Below are 26,162 nucleotides of genomic sequence, written 5' to 3'. Positions count from 1 at the left end.
ATCTACTCCTTCAAAACAGCTTCAATATATTTTTCCGGATTCAGCAGCGTCTCGGCCGCTTGATCAACGTAAGGTGACACCCATTCTGTACCCAATCCGAAGAGCAGAGACAGTAAGAGAAAAATAGCTGCCGGATAAAGAAGTCCTTTAGCTGTTCGATGATTTGGTTTTGGTATTTCTTTTTCTTCGCCCCAAAACGCATGTATAAAGATCCTCAGCACAGAGTAGAGTACGAGCAGACTCGAAAGGAGAATCAGCATGGAAATCGTAAATTCACCTTCCGCGAAGCCGCCCTCCGCAATTTTAAATTTGCCGACAAATCCGCTGAGAGGCGGGATGCCCGCAAGAGAAATAGCTGAAATGAAAAACATCCATCCAAGAACAGGGTAGCGTTTGATCAGCCCGCCCATTTTATGCAGGCTCGCTGTCCCAGTCAACGCGATCAGCGTCCCTGCCAGCATAAATAAAGCGCCTTTAATCAACATATCGTGAATCAGATAGTAAATCGCACCTTGAATGGATGCCGGAGTATGAACTGCCACACCGAACAAAATCACGCCGACTGCGGTGATAATGTTGTAGATCACAATTTTCATGACATCCGAATAAGCGAGTGAACCGATAACACCGAAAATCACGGTCAGCGCCGCCAGCCAAATCATCAGCTGATGGGTAAAAGCTGTATCGTGAATGAAAATCAATGTGAAAACCCTCGTAATCGCATATAAACCGACTTTTGTCAGCAATGCGCCGAACAGCGCGGAGATTGCCGCCGGAGGCGCGTAATAAGAGCCTGGAAGCCAAAAGTAGAGGGGGAAGATTCCGCCCTTCATACCGAATACAATCAGCAGCAGAACACCGATGACAGTAATCAGCCCGGTTTGCCCGGATTCACTGATTTTGGCACTTAAGTCCGCCATGTTCAACGTACCGGTTACCGCGTATAAAAAACCGACACCGATGACAAACATGGCAGACGACACGATATTAAACACAATATATTTAATGGATTCCCGCAGCTGAATTTTTGTGCCGCCCAATACAATCAGCATATAGGAAGCGATAAGCAGAAGCTCAAAAAATACGTACATATTAAATAAATCGCCTGTTAAAAACGCTCCGCTGACGCCGGCAAGCAAAAACTGAACGCCCGAGTAATAAAAGGAACGCTCCCGTTTTTCACCGACGGAACGGAAGGAATAAAGCCCAACCAATAAACCGATCACCGCTGTTGTGAGAACGAGCAGGCTGGCGAATTGGTCTGCGGCGAGCACAATGCCGTACGGCGCTTTCCAGCCGCCCAAACTGAGTGTCTGGATGCCCTTTGTAAAGACAGTCTGTACGAGTATGCCGCTGATCACAATCCCGATTGCCGACGCCGCAGTGCTGAAGATCCGCATGAGCATAAAGTTCTTCGTCATGAAAATCAGCAGAATGGCCGACAGGAGCGGGATCAGGATTGGCAAAATAACAAAATTATTCATGTTGATCATTTCCCCTCATTTGATCCATATCGTCCGATTTCAATTCCTGATAAGCGCGAAAGGCCATGACGAGGATGAATGATGTAACGCCAAATGAAATGACAATTGCCGTCAAAATCAGGGCTTGCGGAAGCGGATCGACAAATGATTTGGCATGCTCGCTCAAAATCGGAGCGGCGCCTTTCTTTAATCCTCCCATAGTCAAAAGCATTAAATGAACGCCATGGCTTAACAGTGCTGTTCCGATAATGACGCGAAGCAGGCTTTTAGACAGCAGCAAATACGTAGCAGCCATAAAAATAATACCGGCTAAAACAGCCATTAAGATTTCCATTATTCTTCCTCTCCAATCGTTTGAATAATGGTCATCGTAATGCCTACGACAACAAGATAAACGCCTAAATCAAATATCGTCGCCGTGGCGAGCTCCGTTTTTCCAAGGATCGGCAGCTGAAAGTATCCGAATGTATGGGTTAAAAAAGGAGCCCCGAAGACAAAGGAGCCAACGCCAGTTAATACAGCGAGCAGAAGGCCGACTCCCGCGACATAAATGAAATTAACCGGCAAAATCGAACGCACGGTTTTTAAATCGTATGCCAGAAGCAATAGAACGATGGAAGAGGATGTGATCAGTCCGCCGACAAATCCCCCTCCAGGCGCGTTATGCCCTGATAAAAATAAATAGAAAGAGAAAAGCAAAATGATAAAGGATACAAGCTTTGTCACGGTTTGAAGAATGATGTCATTTGTTTTTTGTTCATTCACCGCTTTTCCCCTCCTCTTTTACTTTTGTTTTAATCATACTGTAGATGCCAAGAGCGGCAATCGTCAGCACTGTTATTTCAAACATCGTATCAAAGCCCCTGAAATCAACGAGGATGACATTGACGACATTATCCCCTCCGCCGAGATCGTGGCTGTGCTTTGTGAAAAAGGATGCAATGCTGTCTTTTGTGCGCTGGCTGGAAGACGCGATGCCGAGCAGAGTGACGATAATACCGACGCCTAAAGAAATGATAAAATTCGTCATCCGGAACGTTCTCGTTTTCTTTTTCAGCCGCAGTTTCGGCAAATGGTAGAAACAAAGCAGAAACAGCGCGACAGAAATCGTTTCAATGACAAGCTGAGTCAATGCCAAGTCCGGCGCTCTGAAAATCACAAAAAACAATGCGAGCGTATAACCGACAACACCTAGTGAAATAATCGCCGTCAGTCTGGATCTGGCAAAAACAGTCGCCGCTGTGGCGCTGATCATGACAAGCGTCAAAATGATTTCGTAAACGCCGATTTTCGCCATGCCTTCCGTTGTAAAAGAAAATCCGCCTTTGATGACAAAAGCTCCGCCCATCAGAATGATGAAACCAGCGAAGATATACAGCAGATAATCTCTTAAAAACCCAGTCATATATTGTTTGGTGACTCGGTAAGAGCCTTTCTCCATCAGAGTCACAAGCTTGTCGTATAACCGATTGAGTGTGAACTTCGAAGGAAACAGCTTATAGATTCCCTTCCACTTATTCATCGTCAAATATCCTATGGTGCCGATCACAATAATTCCTGCAGTCATCAGCACTTCCGTATTCAGCCCATGCCACTGCGAAATGTGAACATGGAATTTCTCATGGCTGTCCAGCAGTGTCGGATAGATTGAGTTCATGGCAGGCTCTATCAGGCTGTAGGACAGGATATTCGGGAAAAAGAAGAGACTGACGGCGAACGCTACCAGAATGACAGGTGACACGAGCATGCCAATCGGCGCTTCGTGGGCCTGTTTTTCAAGCTGCTCAGGCTTGTAACTTCCTCTGAAAGTCTTAAACAGCAACTTCATGCTGTAGATAAATGTAAACACGCTTCCGACCCAAGCGAGAACAGGGAATAAAGCGCCCCATGTCTGCACGTTAAACAGATCGAAATGTGTCACGCGAAGCATGCTTGTGAAGAACATTTCTTTACTCAAAAATCCGTTAAACGGCGGAAGGCCGGCCATTGAAAATGTCCCGATTAAGGAAATGGTAAACGTAATCGGCATAATCGCCATCAGTCCGCCGAGCTTACGGATATCCCGTGTGCCAGTTTCGTGATCGATAATCCCGACTGCCATAAACAAGCTTCCTTTAAAGGTAGCGTGGTTGATTAAATGGAAAATGGCAGCCATGGCGGCAACTGTATAATATTCCTGATGGCCGTAATGAAGGGCCGCAGCACTGACCCCGAGCATGGAGATGACCATTCCGAGCTGGCTGACGGTTGAAAACGCCAAAATCGATTTTAAATCAGTTTGTTTCACGGCATGGAATGAGCCCCAAACCATCGTAAAGAGACCGACGAGGGAAACGATCCAAAACCACTGAGCTGAAAAGGCGAAAATAGGACTGAATCTCGCAATCACATAAATGCCGGCTTTCACCATAGTTGCTGAATGGAGATAAGCGCTGACAGGTGTCGGAGCCTCCATCGCATCAGGCAGCCAGATATAAAAAGGGAATTGCGCGGATTTCGTAAATGCCCCTAATAAAATAAGAATCATAGCCGGGATAAACAAGTCGTGGCCGGCAATTAATTGAACCTGATGAACCATCTCTCTAATACTGAAGGAATCCGTTATCAGATAAAGGAGAATAAATCCGCCGAGCATGCACAGACCGCCGCTGACCGTAATCAAAAGGGATTTGGCGGCGCCGTAGCGCGACTTTTCACGCTTATACCAATAGCCGATCAGCAAAAAGGATGAAAGGCTTGTAAGTTCCCAAAACATGTAGAGAACCATCACATTGTCTACAAGAACGACACCGAGCATCGCGCCCATGAACATCAATAGATAGACATAAAAGGGCCCAAGCTGTTCTTTTTCTTTCGATAAATAAAAAATGCTATAAAGAGTGACTAAAGAGCCGATACCTGTGATCAGCAAGGCGAATAACAATCCGAGACCGTCTATATAAACAGTAAAGTTAATGCCAAGTGAAGGAATCCATTCAAATACCGACCGCAGTGTTTCTCCAGATTGTGTCATCCTGATCATTGGGAGAAAGTATATAAACAGCAAGACGGGCAGGATCAACACAAACCAGCCCGTGTGCACTCTTTTTGCGTATTTTGCCAAGAAGGGAATGATAAAAGCAAATAAAAAAGGCGATAAAATAGCAAAATGTAAGAGCTGCAAAGATAAGACCTCCTTTTCCTCGTTCTCAATTGAAAAACGCGCTATGTATTAAATATACGGTCAAACGACCTAGTCCAAATTATATCGCACTTTTTTGGAAGCCGCCATGCTTCGAACTGCTGCAATATAATTTTATGAGTTCTTTTGACCTTAAAATAAGTCTAACAAAAATAAGGTCATTTGTATATTTAAAATCAATCCTGATCAAGCTGAATGTAAGGAGCTGGTCATATGAAGAGAAAGGTACTGATGTGCTCAGGTTTATTCTGCTCAGTATTTGCAGGGACATTCATATTGAATCAATATGACGGGCGCGTTGGAGCGGCGGCAAGTGAGGAGTGGGAGCTTTATTTATTAGAGCACCATCTGTCAGCCAGAATGAGTGAAATGGAATCAAAGGATCTTCCGTTTGGCCCCCGAGAGTATATCCGAATTGTGAACAGATAAAAAAAGAGTTCCGCATGAAACGGAACTCTTTTTCTGATTATGAAGTGAAAAAACGAAGCAGAACTGTCGCGCAAATGACTGTACCTGCACCGCCGAGGCGGGTGGAAATTTGGGCGAACGGCATAAGGCCCATTCTTCCTGACGCTGATAAAATCGCAACATCACCAGTTCCGCCGAGACCGCTGTGGCAGCAGGTAACGATGGCGGATTCAACCGGGTACATGTTCATCAGCTTGCCCACAAAATATCCAGAAGCAATCATCGCGACAACAACCGAAATACAAATGACGACAAACGGAATAGAAATCACTGACGCCACATCATCCAACGGAATAAAGAGGATGCCGAGACCGACCATCAGCGGCCATGTAAAGCTTGAAGAAATAAATTTATAAAGCTGGTAAGCGCCATCCTCCATTTTTTTCGGAAGAATATTCGCATACTTGACAACCGCCGCTGAAATAATCATTAAGATCGCGCCCGGGATGAAGATGAATTTCTCTAATAATCCGCCGAAAATAAAAAATGTACACGCGAGCAGAACACCGGCTCCCATCAGTTTAAAATCAATTTTTGCTTCGGCTTCTTTTTGATTGAAAATCTCATTTGCTTTTTTAGATTTGACGAGGCGTCCGTTTCCATTTAGATCTGGGCGCTTATCGCCAAGTTTTTTCATTAAGGCTGCGCAGATGATAGCAAAAACGTTTCCGATAATAGCGGCAGGGACCAGCTGAGACACATACACATCAGCGGATGAACCGAGTATTTGTGAATAAGCGATGGAGAGCGGTAAAATTCCTTCACCTATTCCCCCGGCAATAATCGGAACAACAACAAAGAAAAAGGAATCATAAGCACTGTAGCCAAAAATAAATCCGACAAGGATGCCGGCCGCAACTGCCGCAATCGTTCCTGCAACAAGCGGAACGAACATTCTGATAAATCCTTGTATTAACACAATTCTGTTCATTCCCAGGATACTTCCCACTACAAGACAAGCGATATAGAAATAAAGGAAGTTAGATGTTTTCATCAAGTTGGTCACAGCGTCTAAAGATGTTGCATTCAGCACATTGTAAAAAACTAAAAATGAAGGGACAAACAAAGATAAAATAGCTGGGCCGCCAATATCCTTCAATATTGGAATGCGCTGCCCGATATCCCCAAGAAACACACCCAGAATCATGATGATGGCAAACCCGCCAAGCATATTTGCTGGCAGCTCATTGTAATAGGCTGCAAGAATAATTATAATAGCTAACACTGTGTATAATGGCAGAGGAATCACACCGATTTCCCAAGACCAAATTTTTTGAAACAGGTTTTTCTCCTGTGTGACTTTTTGCTCAGGTGAAATTGCCCCCGTTTTTGGAATTGCTCCCATGTCATACACCCCCATGTATTGTTTGTTACAGTCTACAAGAAAGCGCTAACACATCATATTTTTTTAATTTAAAAAACTAATAAACAACTAAATTAATAAGGACGTTTGGATTAGAAAAAACTCCCTGAGAAGCGTCATCTCAGGGAGAATGTTTTATCGTTTTCCTTTAATATAGGGCACGCCATTGGCTTTCGGCGCATCTGCGCGCCCGATAAAGCCGGTTAAAGCGAGAATCGTTAATACATAAGGCGCCATCAGCATATACACGTTTGGTATGTCTTTGAAAAGAGGGAGCAGCGAGCCGATGATGCTTAAGCTTTGGGCGAATCCGAAAAACAGGGCGGCGCCCAGTGCGCCAATCGGATGCCATTTTCCGAATACAAGCGCTGCAAGTGCGATAAAGCCTTGCCCGGAAATGGTAGAGTGCGTGAAATCAAGCGCAATCGTGGAGGCATATACGCCGCCCCCGAGACCTCCGAACAATCCGCTGATCATCACGCCGAGGTAGCGCATTTTATATACGTTGATTCCCATTGTATCCGCCGCCATCGGATGTTCTCCGACAGAACGGATGCGAAGGCCGAACGGCGTTTTGAACAAGATAAACCAAGAAATAAAGGCCAGTGCAATGGCAAGAATAGACGTATAATAGACATCCGAAAAGAAGATCTTTCCCAATATGGGAATATCGCTCAAGCCGGGAATATTCGTTTTATAAAAAGGCTCAGGGATTTTATCTGTCTGCGCTTTGCCGTAGATCAGTTTGACGATAAATAAAGTTGCCCCGAGCGCCAGCATGTTAATGGCGACACCGCTGACTGTCTGATCGGCGCGAAATGAAATCGCCGCTGCCGCGTGGATCAGTGAGAACAGCGCGCCTGCTGCCATGGCGGCAAGGAGTGAAAGCCAGGGCGCGGCGGAACCCAATTCCGGACCTAAAAATAGATTAAATAGCACGCTGGTGAACGCCCCGATAATCATGAGGCCTTCAAGGCCGATATTCACAACGCCTGATCTCTCGGAAAACACGCCGCCGAGAGCAGTTAAAATAAGCGGGGCCGCATAGACGAGTGTGGCTGGGACAATGATGGATAAAATCTGCACAAAGTCCACTTAGTTCGCCCCCTTTTTCTTCAATTTGCCCATGACAAAACGAATCGCGTAGCTTGAAGCCACAAACAGAATGATAATGGCAATCACTATATCGACGACCTCTGACGGAACGCCTGATTCAATCGGCATATTTAAAGCGCCGATTTTCAGTCCGCCAAGCAGGCATGCGGCCAGCACTACACCGACAGCTGTGTTCCCGCCGAGAAGAGCGACGGCGATACCGTCAAAGCCTACGCCGGTAAATGCGCCTTTCACGGCTGCGTATTCAAATGTTCCAAGACCCTCCATAGCTCCGGCAAGACCTGCAAATGCGCCTGAGATAAGCATGGAAGTCATGATATTCTTCCGTACGCTCATGCCCGCATATTGGGAAGCGTGCTGGTTGAATCCGACCGCCCGAAGTTCAAATCCCTTTGTTGTTTTGTTGATGATAAACCACATGACAACTGCTGCGAGAAGGGCGACGATGATCCCCCAATGCAGCCGTGAGTAATCGGTGATCTGTTCAAGAAACGGCGAGCGGAGGGAGGCGGATTCGTGAATTTTCTCCGTTTTATCCTGACGATCTGTCAAGACGTTTGAAATGATGTAATTGGTCATATGAAGCGCGATATAATTCATCATAATGGTGACAATGACCTCATGAACGTAGAAGCGCGCCTTCAAAACGCCGGGAATAAAACCCCATAAACCTCCTGCGGCTGCAGCTGTAATCAGTGCGAGCGGCATGTGAAGATAGGCCGGTCCGTCAAATGCCGTCCCGATCCAAACCGCCGCTGTCCAGCCGACGAGCAGTTGGCCCTCGACGCCGATATTAAAGAGTCCGGTTCGGAATGCAAAGGCGACAGCCAATCCGGATAAAAGATAAGGCGTAATTTGCCGGATGGTTTCTCCGACATAATAGATTTCTCCGCATATCCCATTCCACAAAGCCGAATACCCGCTGATCACACTGTATCCGCTCGCCAGCATAATCAGCGCGCCGGCCGCAAGACCAAGAATGATTGCAATGAGCGGCACGAGTAAATGAGAGAGTTGTTTAACCATTTGCTTTCCCCGCTTCCTTTTGCGTGCTTCCTGCCATCAAGAGACCGAGCTCCTGCTCAGTGGTGTCCTGCGGATTGACGCTGGCGATAATGTGCCCTTCAAAAATAACGGCGATTCTGTCACTGAGATTCATAATTTCATCAAGCTCAAACGAGAGGAGAAGAACGGCTTTTCCGGCATCACGCTGTTCAATGAGCTTTTTATGGACAAATTCAATCGCCCCGACATCAAGGCCGCGCGTCGGCTGAGCGGCGATTAATAAATCAGGATTCCGGTCTACTTCCCGCCCGATAATCGCTTTTTGCTGGTTTCCGCCTGATAACGCGCGGGCGTGTGTATATTCATCCGGCGTTCTGACGTCGTACTCGCTGATCAGGCTGCGAGCTTTTTTGTACATTTCGACTTTATGTAAAACGCCAAACGCTGAATACGGCTTTTTGTAATAGCTTTGCAGCACGATATTTTCTCCGATCGGAAAATCAAGGACGAGACCGTGTTTATGGCGGTCTTGGGGAATATGTCCGACTCCGGATTCAGTGACTTTTCTGGGCGAAAGGTTTTGGATCTGTTTTCCGTTTAAGGTGATTGTTCCTGAATCTGTTCTGCGCAGTCCTGTTATGGCTTCAATCAGCTCCGACTGCCCGTTCCCGTCAACGCCGGCAATGCCGACAATTTCTCCCGCTTTGACAGAAAGCGACAAATTCCTGACTGCCTCTACTCCGCGGGTATCCTTAACGGTCATTCCGTCAATCGCAAGCACTTCCGCTCCCGGCTGAGCAGTCTTCTTTTCGGTTTTGAACGACACCTCGCGGCCAACCATTAGACTGGCGAGTTCGTCCTGATTTGTATCACGGACTTCGAGTGTTTTAATGCCTTTTCCTTTCCGGATAATCGTAACGCGGTCACAAACCTCCATAATTTCTTTCAGCTTATGGGTAATTAAAATGATTGATTTTCCTTCATGGACCAGGTTCTTCATGATTTGGATCAGTTCCTTGATTTCGTGGGGCGTCAATACAGCCGTCGGTTCATCAAAAATCAGAATGTCGGCCCCGCGGTAGAGGGTTTTTAATATTTCTGCGCGTTGCTGCATGCCGACTGATATGTCAGCGACTTTTGCTCCGGGATGAATCTGAAGGCCGTATCGATCGGAAATGTCCTGCACTTCATGGAAAGCGCGCTTCCGGTCAATTCTGCCAAACTTTTTTGGCTCTTTCCCGAGAATAATGTTTTCAGCAACTGTAAAGGTGTCAACAAGCATAAAGTGCTGGTGCACCATACCGATTCCAAGATCATTCGCTTTGTTCGGACTGTTGATATGCACCTTCTCGCCGCGCACCCGAATTTCACCCCGCTCCGGCTGATACAGCCCGAAAAGGACATTCATCAACGTTGATTTCCCCGCTCCGTTTTCACCGAGCAGCGCGTGTATTTCACCTTTCTTGACCTGAAGGTTGATATTGTCATTGGCGACGATACCAGGAAACTCCTTGCGGATATTGAGCATTTCAATGACATATTCCACTGGTTTGACCGCTCCTTTAATCAAAATAAAAGAAAAACAAGGGATAAGGGCTCGACCTCCTTATCCCTGCGATTCTTATTCAGCTTTGAACGTTTTCAGCTCCTTCTCGGTTGCCGGCACTTCCAATCCGCCGATGATTTTTTTCTTCCATTTATCAACCGCTTTGATCACATCATCGGATAGATTTTGTTGAGATGAGGATATGCCGACCCCGTCTTGATCAAGGCCGTAGGTAAGCGTTTCGCCGCCCGGAAACTTTCCTTCGCTTGCTTTTTTCGTTAAATCTTCAACCGCTGTATCCACTTTTTTGACCATGGATGTGAGGGTGACGTTATCATCTGTTCCTTCAACCTGGCCTTCTGCGTATTGGTCTTTATCGACACCGATGACCCAGACAGCGCGTTTCGGATCTTCTTTTTTTAAGTTTTTCGCTTCAGTAAAGACACCTGTGCCAGTGGCGCCTGCAGAGTGATAAATCACATCCACGCCTGATTTATACATGCTTTCGGCGGTGGCTTTGCCGACATCTGCTTTATCAAAACCGCCCGCGTATTTCACTTCGACAATGGCTTTAGGGTTTACGGCCTGCACGCCGGCACGGAAGCCGACCTCGAATTTTTTAATGAGCTCTGATTCCATGCCGCCTACAAATCCCATTTTTCCGGATTTGCTTGTTAGGGCCGCGGCCACTCCGACAAGAAATGAGCCTTCCTGCTCTTTAAACGTAATACTTGCAACGTTGTCTTTATCGACAACAGCATCTATAATCGCAAAGTTTGTATTTTTGCGCTGATCAGCGATTTCGCTGATAGAATCCTCCATTAAGTAGCCGACGCCGTAAATCAAGTCGAAATTCTCACGTGCTAATTTATTTAAGTTTGTTGTGTAGTCTGCATCTGATTTTGATTGAAGGTAGTCGTAACCGTTTTTGCCTTTTTCCAATCCGTTCTCTTTTCCGAAGGCTTGGATGCCTTCCCATGCTGATTGGTTGAAGGATTTGTCATCCACTCCGCCTACGTCAGTAACCATCGCCACACTGAATTTGTTTTTCCCTTCGCCGGAGCCGCTGCTTTTATCGCTGGTTCCGCATGCTCCTAATATGGTGCCTGCTGCGATCACAAGGGACATTGCCAATCCGATTTTTCGTTTATTCAAGATATAACCCCCCAGAAAAATTTGGTTCAAAGCTGATCCGGCCAGTCATGTGATGGGCTGTCCTGTACAATTTATTAGAATCGGTAAAATTTTCTGATAATAACATATGGAATGCGATGAGACAGTTCTGATCTTCCCAGAATAAGCGTGGTGTGAGTGTTTCCTTCGAAAGGCGGGGAAGAGAAGGATGCGGAAGGCATTCCGGGCGGAAAACCGTGACATCATCTTCTGAAGTGAGACTAATGACTTAGTTTTTTGGGATCAACTAACCAATCATAATTTATCATTTTACTCACAAGAAATAAATAGAATTTCGTATAATTTTTTTAAAAATATCTATATTCAGAATGTTTGTCCTAAAAATGTAATAGGACTCTTTGTTATTTTTGTATAGCTTTTCACCAATAGAATCAAGCATCTTGGCAAGAGATGTGACAGAAAAAACGCACTGCTCGGAGTGAACAGTGCGTTTTTTTAAAGATATTGCTTTATTCCGTTAAGGTTTCCGGTGTTGACGTTGTACTGAAACACAGGTCTTCCGATTGTTCCGTAGGCCATTTCCACATTCAGTACTTGGATATCTTCAAGAAATTTCAAGTACTTTCGTATGGATACTTGAGAGATTTCTGTGTGCTTTGCCAAGTCTTCTGTTGTAAAAGATTCATTTTCAAACGACTGGATACTGGACCAAATCAGCTTCAGCGTGCTTTTTGTCAGGCCTTTAGGAAGCTGCACCTTTTCTGTCGCTTCTTTCTTTTGAAAAAGCTCGGCATCCAGCTCTGTTTGGCTTATGTTGCGATGGGTTGAATAGACCTTTTGTTTTCGTCTGTAATCAGACAATGCGGTTTGGAAACGTTCAAATTCAAACGGTTTGATTAAATAATCGACAGCGCCGTAACGAAGTGTTTTCTTGATCACGTCAAGCTCGCTGGCAGCTGAGATGACAATGACATCGACCGCTTCATTTTGTGCTCTTAGTTCCGTTAGCAGTTCAAGCCCGTTTTTTCCCGGCATGTAAATATCGAGCAAAATGAGGTCGATGTGATGCTCTCCTAAAATATGCAGAGCGCTTTGAAAGGAAGAGGCGATGCCTTTCAGCTGAAAGCCATCTATTTGGCTTAAGTATCGTTTATTTAATTCACCCACCATGGGGTCGTCTTCAACTATTAGTACATTAATCATGATTTTCCTCCTTCGGTTCGTACGGGACGCGAAGACTGAATGTCGTTCCTTCATTTTCTTCGCTTGTGAGGATCATTTGGCCCTTTAAATTTTCGATGCTTTGCTGTGTAAAATAAAGGCCGAATCCCCGGTTTTTGCCCTTTGTTGAATAGCCTTGTTCAAACACTTTAGCTTGATCTTCTTCAGACATGCCAGATCCTGTATCGGTAATTTCAATGTCCAGTATGCTGTTATGAAAACGCATGGACATGGTGATTTGTTTTTTCGGCATATTGGCAACGGCATCCAAGGCATTGTTGATCAGATTTCCGATGATTGTAATGAGTTCATGAATGACTGAAGGGTCTGCCGCGTTCGGGATGACACCGCTGCATTCAATATCAAGATTTGCGCCCTGCTCCCGGATGAAGCTCTGTTTTCCGAGCAGAAAACCAGCCAGTACGGAGCTTTTGACATCATTTATAATCTCGCTTGTTTCTGATTTTTGCTGAATCGCAATATCTTTAATATAATCTCCAAGATCGTCATACTCTTTCAGCTGGACGAGACCTAATATTACATGGAGTTTATTCATAAACTCATGAGACTGCGCTCTCAGTGCGTTTGCATACATTTTAACACCGGAAAGCTGTTCAGCTAAATGTTTTACCTCGGTTTTGTCCCGGAATGTTGCAATCGCCCCGACAGTTTGTCCTTTTAGCTGGATGGGAACCTCATTAAATACAAGCTCTAACCCGTTAATCCGGACGTCTCTGTCTTGAAGAGGTTTTTTTGTCTCAATGACCTTTTTCAGGCGGCTTTTCGGCAGGATGTCATTGACATCCTGATCAACGGGATTTGTGCTGATGCCCATTTTTACGAATAGGCGCTTGGCTTCCGCGTTGGCAAGCTTGATTTTGCCGTGTTCATCGACAGCGAGTATTCCTTCCTTCGTCGATTCAAGCATTGCGCTCCGTTCTTCAAGAAGAGTCGCAATTTCATAAGGTTCAAGTCCGTACATGATATTTTTCACCGTACGGGCGACGATAACAGCTCCGATTACACCGACGAAAATGCTGACGCAGATAATAAAGTAGAGCGGACGTAAGCTATGGCTGATCACTTCATCAATTTCGTTTACGGTGATGCCGACCGCGACTGCGCCGACCTGTTTTCCATTCTCCGCGTAGACAGGAACGAATGCTCTCTGCGATTTCCCGAGCGTGCCAGAGGCAGTGCTGATATGGACATGGCCGTTTAATACTTCGGATTCATCGCCGCCCCTGAATTTTTTCCCGATTTTGCTCGAGTCAGGATGTGTTTTGCGAATGCCGTTCATATCCATGACGACAACAAATTCCGTACCGGTGATTTTCTGAACCCGCTTTGTGTAGTTTTGCAGTTCCTTCTGGTTTTTCCCGCTTTCCAAAGCAGAAGCTGTCATCGGCGCTTCTGCTACCATTTCAGCAGTCTGCAGCGCTGTGGCCTTTTCCTGATCTCTAATCCGTTTGGTGGTTTGGGCACCGACTGTAAAAAATGTAATGAGCAGTGCGATTAACACAACGATACAAACAAATATGGTGAGTCTGGTTTGCAGTTTCAATGTTTTTTTCATAGTAAACTTCCTTACGTTTTATGATTCCTGCGTACTACTTTACTCTCAAAATGCTGCTTTGTGAAGATTTGGGATCGTAATTCGGAAAAAGGAGAAAAAATGGAATAATTTATCTTGTCAATGTGTTTTAAGTCCTCCATAATAAATGAGGTAGATTATAGAAAGGGACTTTTTTATATGAAAAATACTTATTTGACAGGATACTTTCCGCTGATTGCGATCCTGCTTTTTAGTTCGTCTTTATCCATTTCAACTTCACTTTATGCGTTGAACATGCTGTCCTCATTTGGAATGTATGATGGAATGCTCGACTATTTTTCAGAGAAAGGGATCAGGCTTGCGTTATTTGCTGCCTTTGCACTTTTATATTTCATGGTTCTGTCCGCTCTGAAATTAATTGCCAATACCGTGACTGAGCTGTCGCTGCTGTTTTTTGCTAATGATCCGGAAGGGAACAATCTGAAGAAAATCAGAATGGGTTCCATGGTTTATTTAGGCGGCGGGATCTTATCCTTTGTGCTCTTGCATAATGTCATTTGGATTGTGATCTGGTTTGCGGTCGTCACGCTCGCTTACTTTGTGTTTACCGTCTACCGGATTTATTCGACGCTTTCTCTCATGTCGTTAGTCGGATTCATTCTATTGGAACTGCTGTTTTGGTTTACCTTTGTTATCGGTATTCTGTTCATATTTATCAAGCTTTATAATAGCATAATGGCTAGCTTACCTGTGTAAGCTAGCCATTTTTTCGTTTACGGTAAAAATCTTTTTTTAATAGAAGGGGAGGGGAGCATGCATTCATTTTTTTTGCCGAACCACTTATAGCGGTTTTTTGCAATGAAAGAATAGACCATATCTCTGACAGGCTTCGGCACTGCGAAAAACAGGACGAACAGCCGCCACGGGCCTCGCAGATGCCTGAAAACTTTAATGGCCGCAGTTGACTTTGTGTACACTCGGCCGTCTTCAATAAAGACAAAGCTGTCAAACCGATCAGTCGGGAGCCCGCTTTTTTTCAGCAGGCTCTGTCCCGTTTCCGACTGCAGCGAAGTAAAAGAGATCAATCCTTCAGGATCACGTTTAATGATAAATTGCACGGCGCCATTGCATAAATTGCACACGCCGTCAAAGAGCAAAACGCGATTTGGGATTTTTTCTGATGTCATGCCAGATTCCCTCCGATCCTTTAATAAGCCGCTTGCAGCGTTCCTTTCCAGATGGAAAGCTGAGGGCTGATGCTGTGAAGATATTCAACGCTGCTCGGTGTATCTTTTCCGACCCAAACCCCCATTGTATACGTATCTGTCAGGCCGACGAACCACATATCGTGATAATCATTTGATGTTCCTGTTTTACCGCCGATGTATGGTGCTTTAAAATTAGCTTTTTTCCCTGTTCCGCTTTTTACAACGGAAGACATCAGTTTTTTCAGCTGCATGTTCGTGCGGACGCTGAATATTTGAGTCGATTTATCATTCCATTTATAAAGCGTTTTTCCTTTAAGGTCTGTCACCTTTGTAATCGCATGGCTCGGCGTATAGCTTCCGCTGTTGCCGAATGTCGTATACGCTTTTGTCATCTCAAGAGGCGTCATTCCGTTTGTAAATCCGCCAAGGGCCGCCGGAAGAAGGTAGTCGCTGTCGACAAGTTTGGCAAAATGATACGGCTCAATATAACTGAATGCTTTTTGGATGCCGACACGGTCCAGCATTCTGATGGCCGGTGTGTTATATGAATTTTTAAACGCCGTATCGACCGTCACTGTGCCGTACGTGCGGTTATTGTAGTTTTGCGGACAGTAATCTTTGCTGCAAAACTTGCTGGCATCAATGGTGCTGCTTGCTGTCGCGCCGGTCTGTTCAATATAAGGGCCGTAATCAAGAAGCGGCTTAATGGATGAACCTGGCTGTCTGTATGCCTGGTAGGCGCGGTTAAAGTCATATTTTTGATAGTTTTTCCCGCCGGATAGAGCGATGACTTGATGCGTTTGGTGATTGATCACAGCCGCTCCGCCCTGTACGTCCGCATACGGGAGCTTGGAATTCATTTGTGCCACAACTTGATCTTGCATGTACGGATCAAGTGCGGTATAAATTTTCACGCCGTCTTTCGTTATAGTGCTGACTCTTGCGGACAGCTCGTTTTCGATCTTTTCTTTTTGTTTTCCTGATGCTTTTTGAAGACGTTTATCATAGCCTTCTGATTCGGACACCAGCTGAGTGAATTCATCATTGACATATGAAACGTAGTCCGGATATTTGTCTTCTCTCTTTTCAACATCCAGTTTGATTTTTTGTTTGACGGCTTTTTTCAGTTCTTTATCCGTGATGACCCCAGCACTTTTTAACCCTTTAAGCAAACGTTCTTGACGGCCTTTCGTGTAGTCAAAATGCTTGAGAGGATCATATAATGTAGGGTTATTAGGGATAGCGCAGATAAAAGCCATTTCTCCCACTGTGAGAGATTTCAGCGGTTTGCTGAAATAGAATTCAGCCGCTGAACCGACACCGTATACGCCATTGTTGAAATAAATAGTATTTAAGTAAGCTTCGAGAATTTCATTTTTCGTATACTTTTTCTCAAGCTGATAAGAATACGCGAGCTCAGTCAGCTTACGGCTGAAGGAACGTTCGTGGCTTAAATACAAGTTTCTTGAAAGCTGCTGTGTAATGGTGCTGGCACCCTGGTCGATTTTCTTGTCTTTTACGTTAGAAGCGGTTGCCCGCACCATTCCCATAAAATCAAAGCCTTTATGCTCGTAAAAATGGCGGTCCTCTGACGTTAAGAAAATCTGTTTGACTTCCTCGGGAATCTTGTCAAATGGAACGAGCACGCGGTTTTCGTGATCGCTGACGATTTCCGAGACAAGGGAGCCGTCCCTGTCATACATGTAGCTGTTTTGAACAAGGCTGATATCTTTCAGATTAATATTTTTATCAAGCACCTGATCCAGGGACTTCATTTGTTTGACTTCTTTTCCGGAAGCGATAACTGTAAATGCAAACAATGGGATTATGCAAAGGAGCAAAATCCATCCGATTATTTTTCGTAACATGGTCACTCTCTTTTCTCCTAAATTCTAGCCATATCGTACCATTCTTTTGAGTTTACGAGAAGGTTAAATTTAGAAGATGCCTCAGTTTTTTCTGAGAATCAGCTTGCTTTGGCATAAGAATCTTTTCGGAATTTCTGCATGAACCAAAGCATGCAGGCGCCGGCGAAAAAGAGAAACGCTGTGACATAAAAGGCGGCCGAAATTGTAAAATGGCTCGATATGATTCCGCCGAGAAGAGGCCCGAGCACGTTTCCTAAAAAGCGAAAGCTGACATTGTAGCCGAGGACTTCTCCTTGAATGCTGCCGGGAGCCTGAACGCGGATTGCTGCCGTGATGCACGGCAGCAATCCGCCCATCGCCATTCCAAATAAAAATCTGAAAACAAGGAGCACGCTGAGTGAGGACGCGAGCGCCTGCGGGATAAAAAAGAAAGAGGCTGCGAGCAACAGTCCGATTAAAATGCGGCGGTGGCCGTAGCGGTCGCCCAGATCACCCCATTTTCTCGCCAGCAGCAAACTTCCGAGTCCCGTTGCTGAAAATGCCATGCCGGAGAAAAAGGCCAGATTGACAGGTCCGTGCAGCTCATTTACATATAAAGCGAGCAGCGGCTGGATACTGAAATTGCCTGTTTGAATCAGCATGGTTAACAGCATCATGACCCAAAGCGCCGGCTGGTGAAAAATATAGGAGAGCACTTCTTTTCTCGTGTAAGACGCACGTTTAGCCGCCTTCTCTGCAAGAGGCTGTTCTTTGACACCGAATAATACGAGAAGAACGGATGAGAAAATCACAAAGGATGTGATAAAAAAGGTATACGTAAAGCCGAAACGATCAGCAAGCATGCCTCCCAAAAGCGGGCCGAACAAGCTTCCGGACACCTGCCCCATTTGCAGCGTGCCGAGTGTTTTACCGGCTGAGCTCTTCGGAGTCTGCGCCGAGATCATCGCAAGAGATGTCGGGATAAATCCGGTTACAAGCCCCATTGCCATACGCAGAAAAAACAATTGGTATACCGATGTAACAAAGCCCATTAATAAAATACTGAGGGCAATGCCGGTTCCGGTTGCCATGAGGATTTTCTTGTATCCGCGTTTGTCTCCGAACCGCCCCCAAAACGGTGATACCAAAAACGCCATGAGAAATGTAATGCCGAACACATAGCCGCTCCACCTTTGCACAAAGCCGTTTGAAAAAGTGCTGAGCGTCTCAATGTATAAGGAGAGAAAAGGAACGATCATCGTTGTGCTGGCAGAGACGAAAAAGTTCGCCAGCCACACAATGACAAAGTTTTTCTTACGGATAGAAATAACATCACCTTCTTATTATTTCGGGTTCCTTACCAATTATAAAGAAACGATTCTTAATTTAAAAGAAACAAAGCGGCTGGGGAAATTCATTATTTTTAGAAAATGAAGAAAGGTCGAGAAGGGGAATTGATATACTATAAAGATAGCATTTTATGATCGGAGGAAAGGCAGGTGTAAAAAGGTGACGACAAACAGCTTACTCATTATTGATTTCGAATTTACGATGCCAGAGGGAAAGTACAGCCCGCAAAACTTCTTCCCGGAAATCATTGAAGCCGGAATTGTAAAGTCGGTTGATGATGAAGTAGTTGAGACGTTTTCTAGCTATGTCAGGCCGAAAAAATTCCCGAAGCTGACAAAACGCTGCAAATCATTTTTGAAAATAACCCAAAAACAGGTAGACGAAGGGATGAGGTTCGAAGATTTTATCCGTAAACTAAACGAGCTGGATCCTGAGAAAAACAGCACGATTATTACGTGGGGAAACATGGACATGAAAGTGCTGAAGCAAAACTGTATGTTTAACCATATTCCTTTCCCGTTTAAGGGGGAAATGAGAGATTTGTCGCTTGAATACAAAAACTTTTTTGGAGACCGGACACTGACGGGTTTATGGAAAGCTGCCGAAGAGTATGGAGATTCCGGAACCGGCACCCATCATAAAGCACTTGATGACGCCCTCACAGCACATAAGCTTTTTAAGCTTGTTGAGCAGGATAAGCAGTATCTCGAAAAACCAAAACCGCCGACAATCGGCGAAAGAATCGATTTATCCGAACTGTTCAAGCGCGCGACGTAAAAAACCCAATCTTTTGTCAGACTGGGTTATGGCCGGTTAAAATATTCATTTTCTAAAACGTCCAGATTTTTCAGGGAGCGCTTTGCCCACTCCGAACCATCCGCATTTAATTTGGCTCTCAGCTGTGCTGCCGCCTCCCGCAGAGACTCGGCATACTCCGGCACTTCACCGTCGTAAGGCTTCACCATATGATGGGGGATATTTGTTTGTTCGCCATATGCGAGCGCTTTTCTCTCATGAAAAAATGGCACATCCGCCTGTTTGGGATGATGAAGGTCTCCTTGGGCCGGATGGGTGAGAACCGCTTTAATTTTCACTAAATAATGCTGCGGCCTGCAAGCAGTGATTTCTCCTATGTATACACCTGTTTTGTAAAATCCTTTAACGATAGATCCTGTTTCAAACGTACTCATCTGTCATCACCTCGCATTTATTCTATAAAAGTTCCAAGCGATTTGCTAGTGAGGAAGATCAGCGGGAAGCTTAATTGTCACCGTGGTGCCTCTTTGGAAGCTGCTGTTAAATGAAATGGTCCCATGATGATGCTCAATAATTGAAAAGGTCACGGTAAGACCGAGTCCCGTCCCGTTCGTTTTTAATGAATAATAAGGTTCGCCGAGTTTTTGCATTTGATGGTCTGTCATGCCGACTCCATTATCTGAGATATCGATTGTGATCGTATGGCCGCTTCTTTTGGCTGATATGTGGATGATCCCCTTTCCGTGGGGAACCGCTTCAATGCTGTTTTTTATCAGGTTGATGACAGCCTGCTTCAGCTTTGTTGCGTCTCCGTATACAAGAAGGCCCGGCTCCGCTTCGGCCTCGACGGTTACAGACTTGTAATTGGCGTACGACACCATAAGGGAGCTTGTCTCTTTGATAAGAGTTGATAAATCAAAAACCTCTTTTTCGTACAATTGCTGTTTGGCCATATCGAGATAGTTTGTAATAATGCCTTGCGCGCGGTCAAGCTCTGACAGTACAAGCTTTTTGTAATCCGCACTCGATTTGTTCTGAAGGGTTTCATCATTAAATAGCAGCTGGACAAACCCGCGGACAACTGTCAGCGGATTCCTGACCTCATGAGCGACGCTCGCTGCCAGTTCACTCACAATCGTCATTTTTTCTGAATGGATAAGCTGTGAACGCAGGGCGATATTTTCAGCGATGCTTTCAATAATATAGATGCTTAAAAGAAGAACGCTGGAGCGGAACAGCCCTGAAACAGCTGCCTCATATAGGAAAATTCCTGGTTTTTGAAAATTTAAAATATTAAAGGCGGAAAAAATCCAGCTGGAGGCGAAAAATAAGAAGATCTCCAAGCAGCCGATCAACAAAGACAGCAGCAGCTTTTTCGCTTTCGACATGATTGGCCATTTTTTCTGAAATAAGATTGGGATGATAGTAAGAAAAGGCAGCAAAGTGAAAACAAACATCGCGGAAGGTTCGTAAAACAGCAGTTCAAAACATAAGACAGATGCGGCGACTGCAAGTCCGGAAGCAGTACTAATGTAAAATAAGCAAATGATAACGGGAATCATCTGAAGGCCGTATTGTATGTAGTCCATTTCATGAATAGGGAATATAATGCATAAAACGGAGGCGCCGCAGGCGAATAACGTGACCAACCCGCTGTTTATTTTGGGCACAAGGATCGCCGGCTTTCCAAGCCAAAACACTTGGTAAAGAAGAATAGGAAACAAAATAAAGCAGATATGCAGGAGATAGTCTTTTAGAATTTCCATTCGTGTGAAATCCTTTCGTATAAAATATGAATCTATTATAACACTAAATAGTAGAAGGAAAATATAAAATTCCTTTATAAAGAACGCCTTTACAAATGGAGACGTAAAGGCGTTTAACAGCTTTATTTACGCTAACGCGGCTTTGATGCGGGAAAGGCCGTCCTGCAAGGTTGCGAGAGAGCACCCCGCGTTCAGGCGCATAAATCCTTCTCCGCCAGGCCCGTATTTCGTCCCGGGCTCTAAAATAATTTTCCCCTTTTTCAGCATCCTTTGCTGAAGCTCCGCGTCGGACAAGCCGTAAGCGCTGAAATCGAGCCAGATCAGGTAGGATGCATCCGGCTTCATCATTTTGACTTTCGGCAGCTCGGTGCTCAAGAAAGCTTCAGCTTCGTTCATGTTTCTCTCAAGGTAAGAGATCAATTCGTCAAGCCACGGGCCGCCTTTTGAATAAGCGGCTTCGATCGCAGTGACGGCAAACGCGTTCAGCCCGCCTAAACCGTTGCGCTGAAGGCTTGCGGAAAACTTGGCGCGCTTCAGCCGATCGGGAATAATGAGTGCCGACGCCTGCAATCCGGCGATATTAAATGTTTTGCTTGGCGCAGCACATGTCACGGAAATCTCAGCGAAATCGTCAGAGAGAGAAGCGAACGGCGTGTGTTTGTGTCCGTAAAGCATTAAGTCAGAATGGATTTCATCCGATACAACTGTGACTCCGTGCTGAAGGCACAATTCGCCGAGTTTCAGTAAATCCTCCGGGCTCCATGAGCGTCCAGAAGGGTTATGAGGATTGCATAAAATAAACAATTTGACGCTTGGATCACTGAGCTTCGACTCCAAATCTCCAAAATCCATTGCATATGCGCCGTCTTTTTCTTGCAGCGGATTATGTAAAATACGGCGGCCGTTTTTCTCAACCATATGATAAAAAGGCGTATAAACAGGAGGCTGGACAACCACTTGATCACCGGGCTCCGTGAAAGCCTGTACAGCCATGCTCAATGCTGTGACAACGCCCGGGCTGAATATAATGCTTTCAGGATTCACCTTCCAGCCGTGCCTGTTTTGCATCCATCCGCACACAGCATCCTTCGTTTTTTGATCTGGAGCCGTATAACCGAAAATCCCGTGGTCAAGGCGCTCTTTTAATGCTTCATTTATTGCTTCCGGCGCGCGGAAATCCATATCCGCCACCCACATCGGGAGCGCGTCTGTCACGCCGAATAATTCGCCTGTTTTGTCCCATTTGACCGATTGGGTGCCAAGGCGTTCTTCTCGTTTATCAAAGTTCATTCTGTTACCCCCTCATGTCTGTTTCTTCTTAACATAACTATGATAAAATAGAACTGCAAATTTTATTATAAGCGGTGATGAATATGGAAGAAAGTCAAGCGGTCAGGGAAATGATCAAGATCATTTCTAAATGGGACCCGTTTAAATACGGAGAAGAGTTTTACGAAACGGAGGCTGTTGATGTCGTACAAGCCGTCTATGATGAAGACGACCCCGACATGCTGGCAAAAAGCATTCAGCATATATTTGAAGCCTCTTTTGAACAAACGCTGCCGATTGACAGCTGCCGGGAAGTGGCTGGCCAGCTGCTATTCATAAAAGACAGCAGTTCCTGCACGCCTTAAAAAACTGGTTCGTCACCGGTTTTTTTTATTTGATAAACTCCGCAATGTGTTCGGAAACGAATTCAGGCCGCTCCTCAGGGATAAGATGTCCGGTCTGGCCGAGTGAGTACAGCACGGAATCGGGCAAATCTCCGTGCAGCCGTTTACCGATCTCAACAGGGACGATTCGGTCCTCCTCGCCCCAAATCAATAAAGCGGGCTTGTTCATTTTCTTTATTTGCTCAGGTTCCAAGTCTCCTTCTCTATGACGGATAAATCTTGTCATCGCTTTGAAAATCTCCTTGTCTTGAAACGGCCTGCCATAGCCGTCAATCATCTCCTCATCAATCAGCGCTTTGTCATGCACCACATTTAATAAATTTTTCATCACGCCTTCTTTCGAGAGCCAGCGCTTGATATAAAGATGAAAATACGGGAGGTGGGTCCCGAATATGATCGTCGGGTGCGAACGTTTTAAATACCCTGAACTGCAAAGCAGCACAACCTTTGAAAAAATCTCCGGCTTTTGGAGAGCGGCAGACAGCGCTATCTGCCCGCCCATAGAATGGCCGACAAGCGCAGCCTGTTTCACTTGCAAGTGATCCAACATTCCAATGACAAGCTTTGCGAGGTTTTGATAGGTATAGATAAACGTTCTTGATTTTTCAGATTGGCCGAAAGGCGGCAAATCTAGCGCGATGATGTCGTACTTGTCCCGAAGAAGAGGGATGACTTTTCTGAAGCTGAAAGCGGATGATAAAAAACCGTGTACGCAGACAAGCGTTTGCCTGCCCGGATTTTGATAATGTTCGTAGTATACATTTACGCCATCGACCGTAAGCCGCCTTATTGGTGAAACCGCCTCCATTCTGTGTCACTCCCTTTCATGTGATGTCTGTATTGTGCCCTGAAATTGTCAATTCTAGCGGAAGTTTCTCCTCGTTTTTTCTTAGCATTCGTCAAAAAACGTGATATAATGTCATGAGATTTCTTGACATTGCAAAGGTGTGAATCGAATGAAATTGACAGAAAAAGAAACAGAAATATTAGAAATTTTAGACGAAAACAGCCGCGCCGATTTAGAAACAATCGCAAAGATGGCGGGCATCCCTGTAAATGAAGTGCAAACCATTATTGACAAGCTGGAAAAAGAAAAGGTTATCATCGATTATTCCGCTATGATTGACTGGCGAAAAGTCGACGGACATGAAGGCGTCACGGCCATGATTGACGTCAAAGTAACGCCGAAGCGGGGAGTCGGTTTTGATGAAGTGGCGGAACGGATTTACCGATTCCAAGAGGTTGAATCCGTTTACCTGATGTCAGGTGTATACGATTTGTCTGTCGTGATTCGCGGCAATTCAATGTCTGACGTAGCGCGTTTTGTTTCAGATAAACTATCCACGCTCGATTCAGTTGTATCCACGACAACCCATTTTATCCTGAAAAAATACAAGCATGACGGCAAAGTGTTTGAAACAGGAGACGACGACAAAAGAATCGTGGTGTCACCGTAAATGACTTCGTATTTATCTGACTATGTACAACAAATAAAACCGTCCGGCATCCGCAAATTCTTTGATTTGGCGGCAACGATGGAAGGCGTCATTTCTTTAGGCGTCGGCGAACCTGATTTTGTTACTGCATGGAATGTCCGCGAAGCAAGCATTCTCTCCCTTGAACAAGGATATACGTCCTACACTGCCAATGCCGGTTTATACTCATTGCGTGAGGAAATCAGCCGTTATTTAAGCAGCAGGTTTGACCTTAGCTACTCGCCGGACAATGAGCTGATTGTGACAGTAGGGGCAAGTCAGGCATTGGATATTGCGATCCGCGCCATTGTGAATCCAGGGGAGGAAGTCATCATTCCTGAGCCGTGTTTTGTGGCATACGATGCGCTTGTTTCTTTGGCAGGCGGCATCCCGGTCCATGTTCATACAACAGCAGAAAAAGGATTTAAAGCAACGGCTGCGGATTTTGAAGCGGCAGTCACTGAAAAGACGAAAGCCATTCTCATCTGCTCGCCATCGAATCCGACAGGTTCGGTTTATTCGAAGGAAGAGCTGAATGATATTGCTGAGTTTGCCAAAAAACATGATGTAATCGTCTTAGCCGACGAAATCTACGCGGAGCTGACATATGATGAGGAATTTACAAGCATAGCGGCATTACCGGGAATGAAGGAACGGACGGTTGTCATCTCAGGCTTTTCAAAAGCGTTTGCGATGACGGGCTGGAGGCTCGGTTTTGCCGCAGCGCCATCCGTGCTTCGGGATGCCATGCTTAAAATTCATCAGTATGCGATGATGTGCGCACCGGCAATGGCTCAGTTTGCCGCCCTTGAAGGCCTGAAGAACGGCATGGAAGACGTAGAAAAAATGAAAAAAAGCTACCGGAGAAGACGGAATTTGTTTGTAGAATCGCTCAATGAAATCGGCCTCAGCTGTCATCATCCGGGCGGCGCTTTCTATGCTTTTCCATCCATCAAAAGCACGGGAATGAGCTCGGAGCAGTTTGCCGAGGAGCTTCTGACACAGGAAAAAGTCGCTGTTGTTCCGGGAAGTGTGTTTGGCCCGAGCGGTGAAGGATATATTCGCTGTTCATACGCAACCTCGATCGAGCAGCTTCAAGAAGCATTAGTCAGAATGAAACGCTTCCTGCACAAAACAACATAAAAAAAAGATACGAACCTTTTGTTCGCATCCAATAAAAGGGGGGAATACTAGAAAGCCTTTGGTATTTTCAGTTTACCCCCTTTTTGCCGTGCATAAACCTCATTTTTCATAAAAAGTTTTCTTTGCGGAAATGAGACATGTGTGATATAATTTTAAATTGCGTATAAACAGATATTTAATTTAACTTAGGAGTTGTTACGAATGGCAGCAAAATTTGAAGTGGGCAGTGTTTACACTGGTAAAGTTACAGGATTACAAGCGTATGGTGCGTTTGTTGCATTAGATGAAGAAACTCAAGGTTTAGTACACATTTCTGAAGTGACTCACGGTTTCGTAAAAGATATTAACGAGCACCTTTCAGTTGGCGATGAAGTACAAGTAAAAGTACTTGCTGTTGATGAAGAAAAAGGAAAAATCAGCCTTTCAATTCGTGCGACACAAGCTGCGCCTGAGAAAAAAGAAAGCAAACCAAGAAAACCTAAAGCTGCGCAAGTAAGCGAAGAAGCTTCTGCACCACAAGGTTTCAACACATTAAAAGATAAGCTTGAAGAGTGGATTGAAATGTCCAACCGCAAAGATCTTATCAAAAAATAAGCATGAAAAAAGCACCGGACAGGAATGTCCGGTGCTTTTGATTTAATGCAAAATCCCAAAACACTATGTTTTGGGATTTTGTCTCCTTTTTCAGCTTGATTGAAAACCTTTGAAGTCTAGGAAGGGCGAGCATTGGAGCTGACTTTCACAGGATGTGATGACGGCGGTGTTTAGGCAGGACGCCTAAGTAATTAACCGCCGTTCCTTTTGAGAATGTGAGCACCAACGCGCAGATCTGACAACGAATGCGAAGGTTTGTCAACTCGCTGAAGCACCG

Annotated in this window: 26 protein-coding genes; 8 read left to right on the top strand and 18 right to left on the bottom strand. The window is 45.1% G+C overall.

What is annotated here, in order from left to right; translation table 11 throughout:
• Nucleotides 1-2: 2 nt before the first annotated feature.
• The 4 genes from EFK13_RS16225 to EFK13_RS16210 are packed head-to-tail and all read right to left on the bottom strand — an operon-like array spanning nt 3 to nt 4,647.
• Nucleotides 3-1,484, bottom strand: a complete 1,482-nt coding sequence (locus EFK13_RS16225; protein WP_129507724.1) for a Na+/H+ antiporter subunit D — start codon at nt 1,482-1,484, stop codon at nt 3-5.
• A complete protein-coding gene (locus EFK13_RS16220) occupies nt 1,477-1,818 on the bottom strand; it encodes a Na(+)/H(+) antiporter subunit C (protein WP_003220730.1) in 342 nt (113 codons plus the stop codon). The genes EFK13_RS16225 and EFK13_RS16220 overlap by 8 nt, the downstream gene beginning before the upstream one ends.
• The gene (locus EFK13_RS16215; RefSeq protein ID WP_129507725.1) at nt 1,818-2,249 is read right to left on the bottom strand and encodes a Na(+)/H(+) antiporter subunit B; all 432 of its coding nucleotides are present in this window, start codon (nt 2,247-2,249) and stop codon (nt 1,818-1,820) included. The genes EFK13_RS16220 and EFK13_RS16215 overlap by 1 nt, the downstream gene beginning before the upstream one ends.
• Complete coding sequence (locus tag EFK13_RS16210; protein WP_129507726.1) at nt 2,242-4,647, bottom strand: Na+/H+ antiporter subunit A; 2,406 nt, start codon at nt 4,645-4,647, stop codon at nt 2,242-2,244. The genes EFK13_RS16215 and EFK13_RS16210 overlap by 8 nt, the downstream gene beginning before the upstream one ends.
• Nucleotides 4,648-4,878: 231 nt before the next feature.
• On the opposite strand from EFK13_RS16210, the gene EFK13_RS16205 reads away from it, so the two are divergent.
• Nucleotides 4,879-5,094: a hypothetical protein gene (locus EFK13_RS16205; protein ID WP_129507727.1), complete on the top strand. Its 216-nt coding sequence runs from the start codon at nt 4,879-4,881 to the stop codon at nt 5,092-5,094.
• 37 nt (nt 5,095-5,131) lie between these two features.
• On the opposite strand, the gene maeN is transcribed toward EFK13_RS16205, so the two are convergent.
• The 7 genes from maeN to maeL form a co-directional block, all read right to left on the bottom strand.
• Nucleotides 5,132-6,478 carry a sodium/malate symporter MaeN gene (gene maeN / locus EFK13_RS16200; RefSeq protein ID WP_129507728.1) on the bottom strand — a complete coding sequence of 449 codons (1,347 nt, stop codon included), beginning with the start codon at nt 6,476-6,478 and terminating at the stop codon, nt 5,132-5,134.
• A 153-nt stretch (nt 6,479-6,631) separates the two neighbouring features.
• On the bottom strand, nt 6,632-7,591 hold the full coding sequence (gene nupQ, locus EFK13_RS16195) for a guanosine ABC transporter permease NupQ (RefSeq protein WP_129507729.1): 960 nt from the start codon (nt 7,589-7,591) through the stop codon (nt 6,632-6,634).
• Nucleotides 7,592-8,638 (bottom strand): guanosine ABC transporter permease NupP, encoded by a 1,047-nt coding sequence (nupP, locus tag EFK13_RS16190; protein WP_129507730.1) that lies wholly within the window; start codon nt 8,636-8,638, stop codon nt 7,592-7,594.
• Nucleotides 8,631-10,163, bottom strand: coding sequence for a guanosine ABC transporter ATP-binding protein NupO (nupO, locus tag EFK13_RS16185; RefSeq protein ID WP_129507731.1), 1,533 nt, complete (start codon nt 10,161-10,163; stop codon nt 8,631-8,633). Before nupO ends, nupP begins: the two co-directional genes overlap by 8 nt.
• Nucleotides 10,164-10,238: 75 nt before the next feature.
• The gene (nupN, locus tag EFK13_RS16180; RefSeq protein WP_129507732.1) at nt 10,239-11,318 is read right to left on the bottom strand and encodes a guanosine ABC transporter substrate-binding protein NupN; all 1,080 of its coding nucleotides are present in this window, start codon (nt 11,316-11,318) and stop codon (nt 10,239-10,241) included.
• 474 nt (nt 11,319-11,792) lie between these two features.
• On the bottom strand, nt 11,793-12,500 hold the full coding sequence (gene maeM, locus EFK13_RS16175; RefSeq protein WP_129507733.1) for a two-component system response regulator MaeM: 708 nt from the start codon (nt 12,498-12,500) through the stop codon (nt 11,793-11,795).
• Nucleotides 12,493-14,094 (bottom strand): two-component system sensor histidine kinase MaeL, encoded by a 1,602-nt coding sequence (gene maeL, locus EFK13_RS16170; RefSeq protein ID WP_129507734.1) that lies wholly within the window; start codon nt 14,092-14,094, stop codon nt 12,493-12,495. The genes maeM and maeL overlap by 8 nt, the downstream gene beginning before the upstream one ends.
• 177 nt (nt 14,095-14,271) lie before the next feature.
• On the opposite strand from maeL, the gene EFK13_RS16165 reads away from it, so the two are divergent.
• The gene (locus tag EFK13_RS16165) at nt 14,272-14,829 is read left to right on the top strand and encodes a YufK family protein (RefSeq protein WP_064816506.1); all 558 of its coding nucleotides are present in this window, start codon (nt 14,272-14,274) and stop codon (nt 14,827-14,829) included.
• Between the two features lie 17 nt (nt 14,830-14,846).
• Here the strand turns inward: EFK13_RS16165 and EFK13_RS16160 are convergent, their stop codons facing one another.
• The 3 genes from EFK13_RS16160 to EFK13_RS16150 all read right to left on the bottom strand — a co-directional run bounded on the left by EFK13_RS16160 (nt 14,847) and on the right by EFK13_RS16150 (nt 18,456).
• Nucleotides 14,847-15,260, bottom strand: a complete 414-nt coding sequence (locus EFK13_RS16160) for a thiol-disulfide oxidoreductase DCC family protein (protein ID WP_129507735.1) — start codon at nt 15,258-15,260, stop codon at nt 14,847-14,849.
• A 20-nt stretch (nt 15,261-15,280) separates the two neighbouring features.
• Nucleotides 15,281-17,155, bottom strand: a complete 1,875-nt coding sequence (locus tag EFK13_RS16155) for a transglycosylase domain-containing protein (RefSeq protein WP_129507736.1) — start codon at nt 17,153-17,155, stop codon at nt 15,281-15,283.
• 92 nt (nt 17,156-17,247) lie between these two features.
• On the bottom strand, nt 17,248-18,456 hold the full coding sequence (locus EFK13_RS16150; RefSeq protein ID WP_407062101.1) for a multidrug efflux MFS transporter: 1,209 nt from the start codon (nt 18,454-18,456) through the stop codon (nt 17,248-17,250).
• On the opposite strand from EFK13_RS16150, the gene EFK13_RS16145 reads away from it, so the two are divergent.
• Together EFK13_RS16145 and kapD are read left to right on the top strand one after the other, a co-directional pair.
• Complete coding sequence (locus tag EFK13_RS16145; protein WP_064816508.1) at nt 18,359-18,562, top strand: hypothetical protein; 204 nt, start codon at nt 18,359-18,361, stop codon at nt 18,560-18,562. The two genes, EFK13_RS16150 and EFK13_RS16145, sit on opposite strands and share 98 nt — an antisense overlap.
• A 75-nt stretch (nt 18,563-18,637) precedes the next feature.
• Nucleotides 18,638-19,255: a 3'-5' exonuclease KapD gene (kapD, locus tag EFK13_RS16140; RefSeq protein WP_129507738.1), complete on the top strand. Its 618-nt coding sequence runs from the start codon at nt 18,638-18,640 to the stop codon at nt 19,253-19,255.
• Between the two features lie 26 nt (nt 19,256-19,281).
• Here kapD and kapB read toward each other — a convergent pair whose 3' ends face one another.
• The 3 genes from kapB to patB form a co-directional block, all read right to left on the bottom strand.
• The gene (gene kapB, locus EFK13_RS16135; RefSeq protein WP_129507739.1) at nt 19,282-19,668 is read right to left on the bottom strand and encodes a kinase-associated lipoprotein KapB; all 387 of its coding nucleotides are present in this window, start codon (nt 19,666-19,668) and stop codon (nt 19,282-19,284) included.
• Between the two features lie 45 nt (nt 19,669-19,713).
• Nucleotides 19,714-21,000: a sporulation sensor histidine kinase KinB gene (kinB, locus tag EFK13_RS16130; RefSeq protein ID WP_129507740.1), complete on the bottom strand. Its 1,287-nt coding sequence runs from the start codon at nt 20,998-21,000 to the stop codon at nt 19,714-19,716.
• 126 nt (nt 21,001-21,126) lie between these two features.
• Entirely contained in the window at nt 21,127-22,290 is a 1,164-nt protein-coding gene (patB, locus tag EFK13_RS16125) for a cystathionine beta-lyase PatB (RefSeq protein ID WP_129507741.1), read from the bottom strand.
• A gap of 83 nt (nt 22,291-22,373) precedes the next feature.
• Between patB and EFK13_RS16120 the strand changes: the two genes are divergently transcribed.
• Entirely contained in the window at nt 22,374-22,634 is a 261-nt protein-coding gene (locus tag EFK13_RS16120) for a YugE family protein (protein ID WP_129507742.1), read from the top strand.
• Between the two features lie 25 nt (nt 22,635-22,659).
• Here the strand turns inward: EFK13_RS16120 and EFK13_RS16115 are convergent, their stop codons facing one another.
• Nucleotides 22,660-23,481 (bottom strand): alpha/beta fold hydrolase, encoded by an 822-nt coding sequence (locus EFK13_RS16115; protein ID WP_129507743.1) that lies wholly within the window; start codon nt 23,479-23,481, stop codon nt 22,660-22,662.
• A 148-nt stretch (nt 23,482-23,629) separates the two neighbouring features.
• Here EFK13_RS16115 and EFK13_RS16110 point away from each other — a divergent pair, with 148 nt between their 5' ends.
• The 3 genes from EFK13_RS16110 (at nt 23,630) to yugI (ending at nt 25,885) form a co-directional block, all read left to right on the top strand.
• On the top strand, nt 23,630-24,130 hold the full coding sequence (locus EFK13_RS16110; RefSeq protein WP_003220765.1) for an Lrp/AsnC family transcriptional regulator: 501 nt from the start codon (nt 23,630-23,632) through the stop codon (nt 24,128-24,130).
• Complete coding sequence (locus EFK13_RS16105; RefSeq protein ID WP_129507744.1) at nt 24,131-25,291, top strand: aminotransferase; 1,161 nt, start codon at nt 24,131-24,133, stop codon at nt 25,289-25,291. It abuts the gene before it with no gap.
• 201 nt (nt 25,292-25,492) lie between these two features.
• Nucleotides 25,493-25,885 carry a S1 domain-containing post-transcriptional regulator GSP13 gene (yugI, locus tag EFK13_RS16100; RefSeq protein WP_019259312.1) on the top strand — a complete coding sequence of 131 codons (393 nt, stop codon included), beginning with the start codon at nt 25,493-25,495 and terminating at the stop codon, nt 25,883-25,885.
• The last annotated feature ends 277 nt before the right edge of the window (nt 25,886-26,162 follow it).

Origin of the sequence: Bacillus cabrialesii (assembly GCF_004124315.2) — a bacterium.
Taxonomy (GTDB): domain Bacteria; phylum Bacillota; class Bacilli; order Bacillales; family Bacillaceae; genus Bacillus; species Bacillus cabrialesii.
This window is presented reverse-complemented; position numbering and strand designations above follow the sequence as displayed.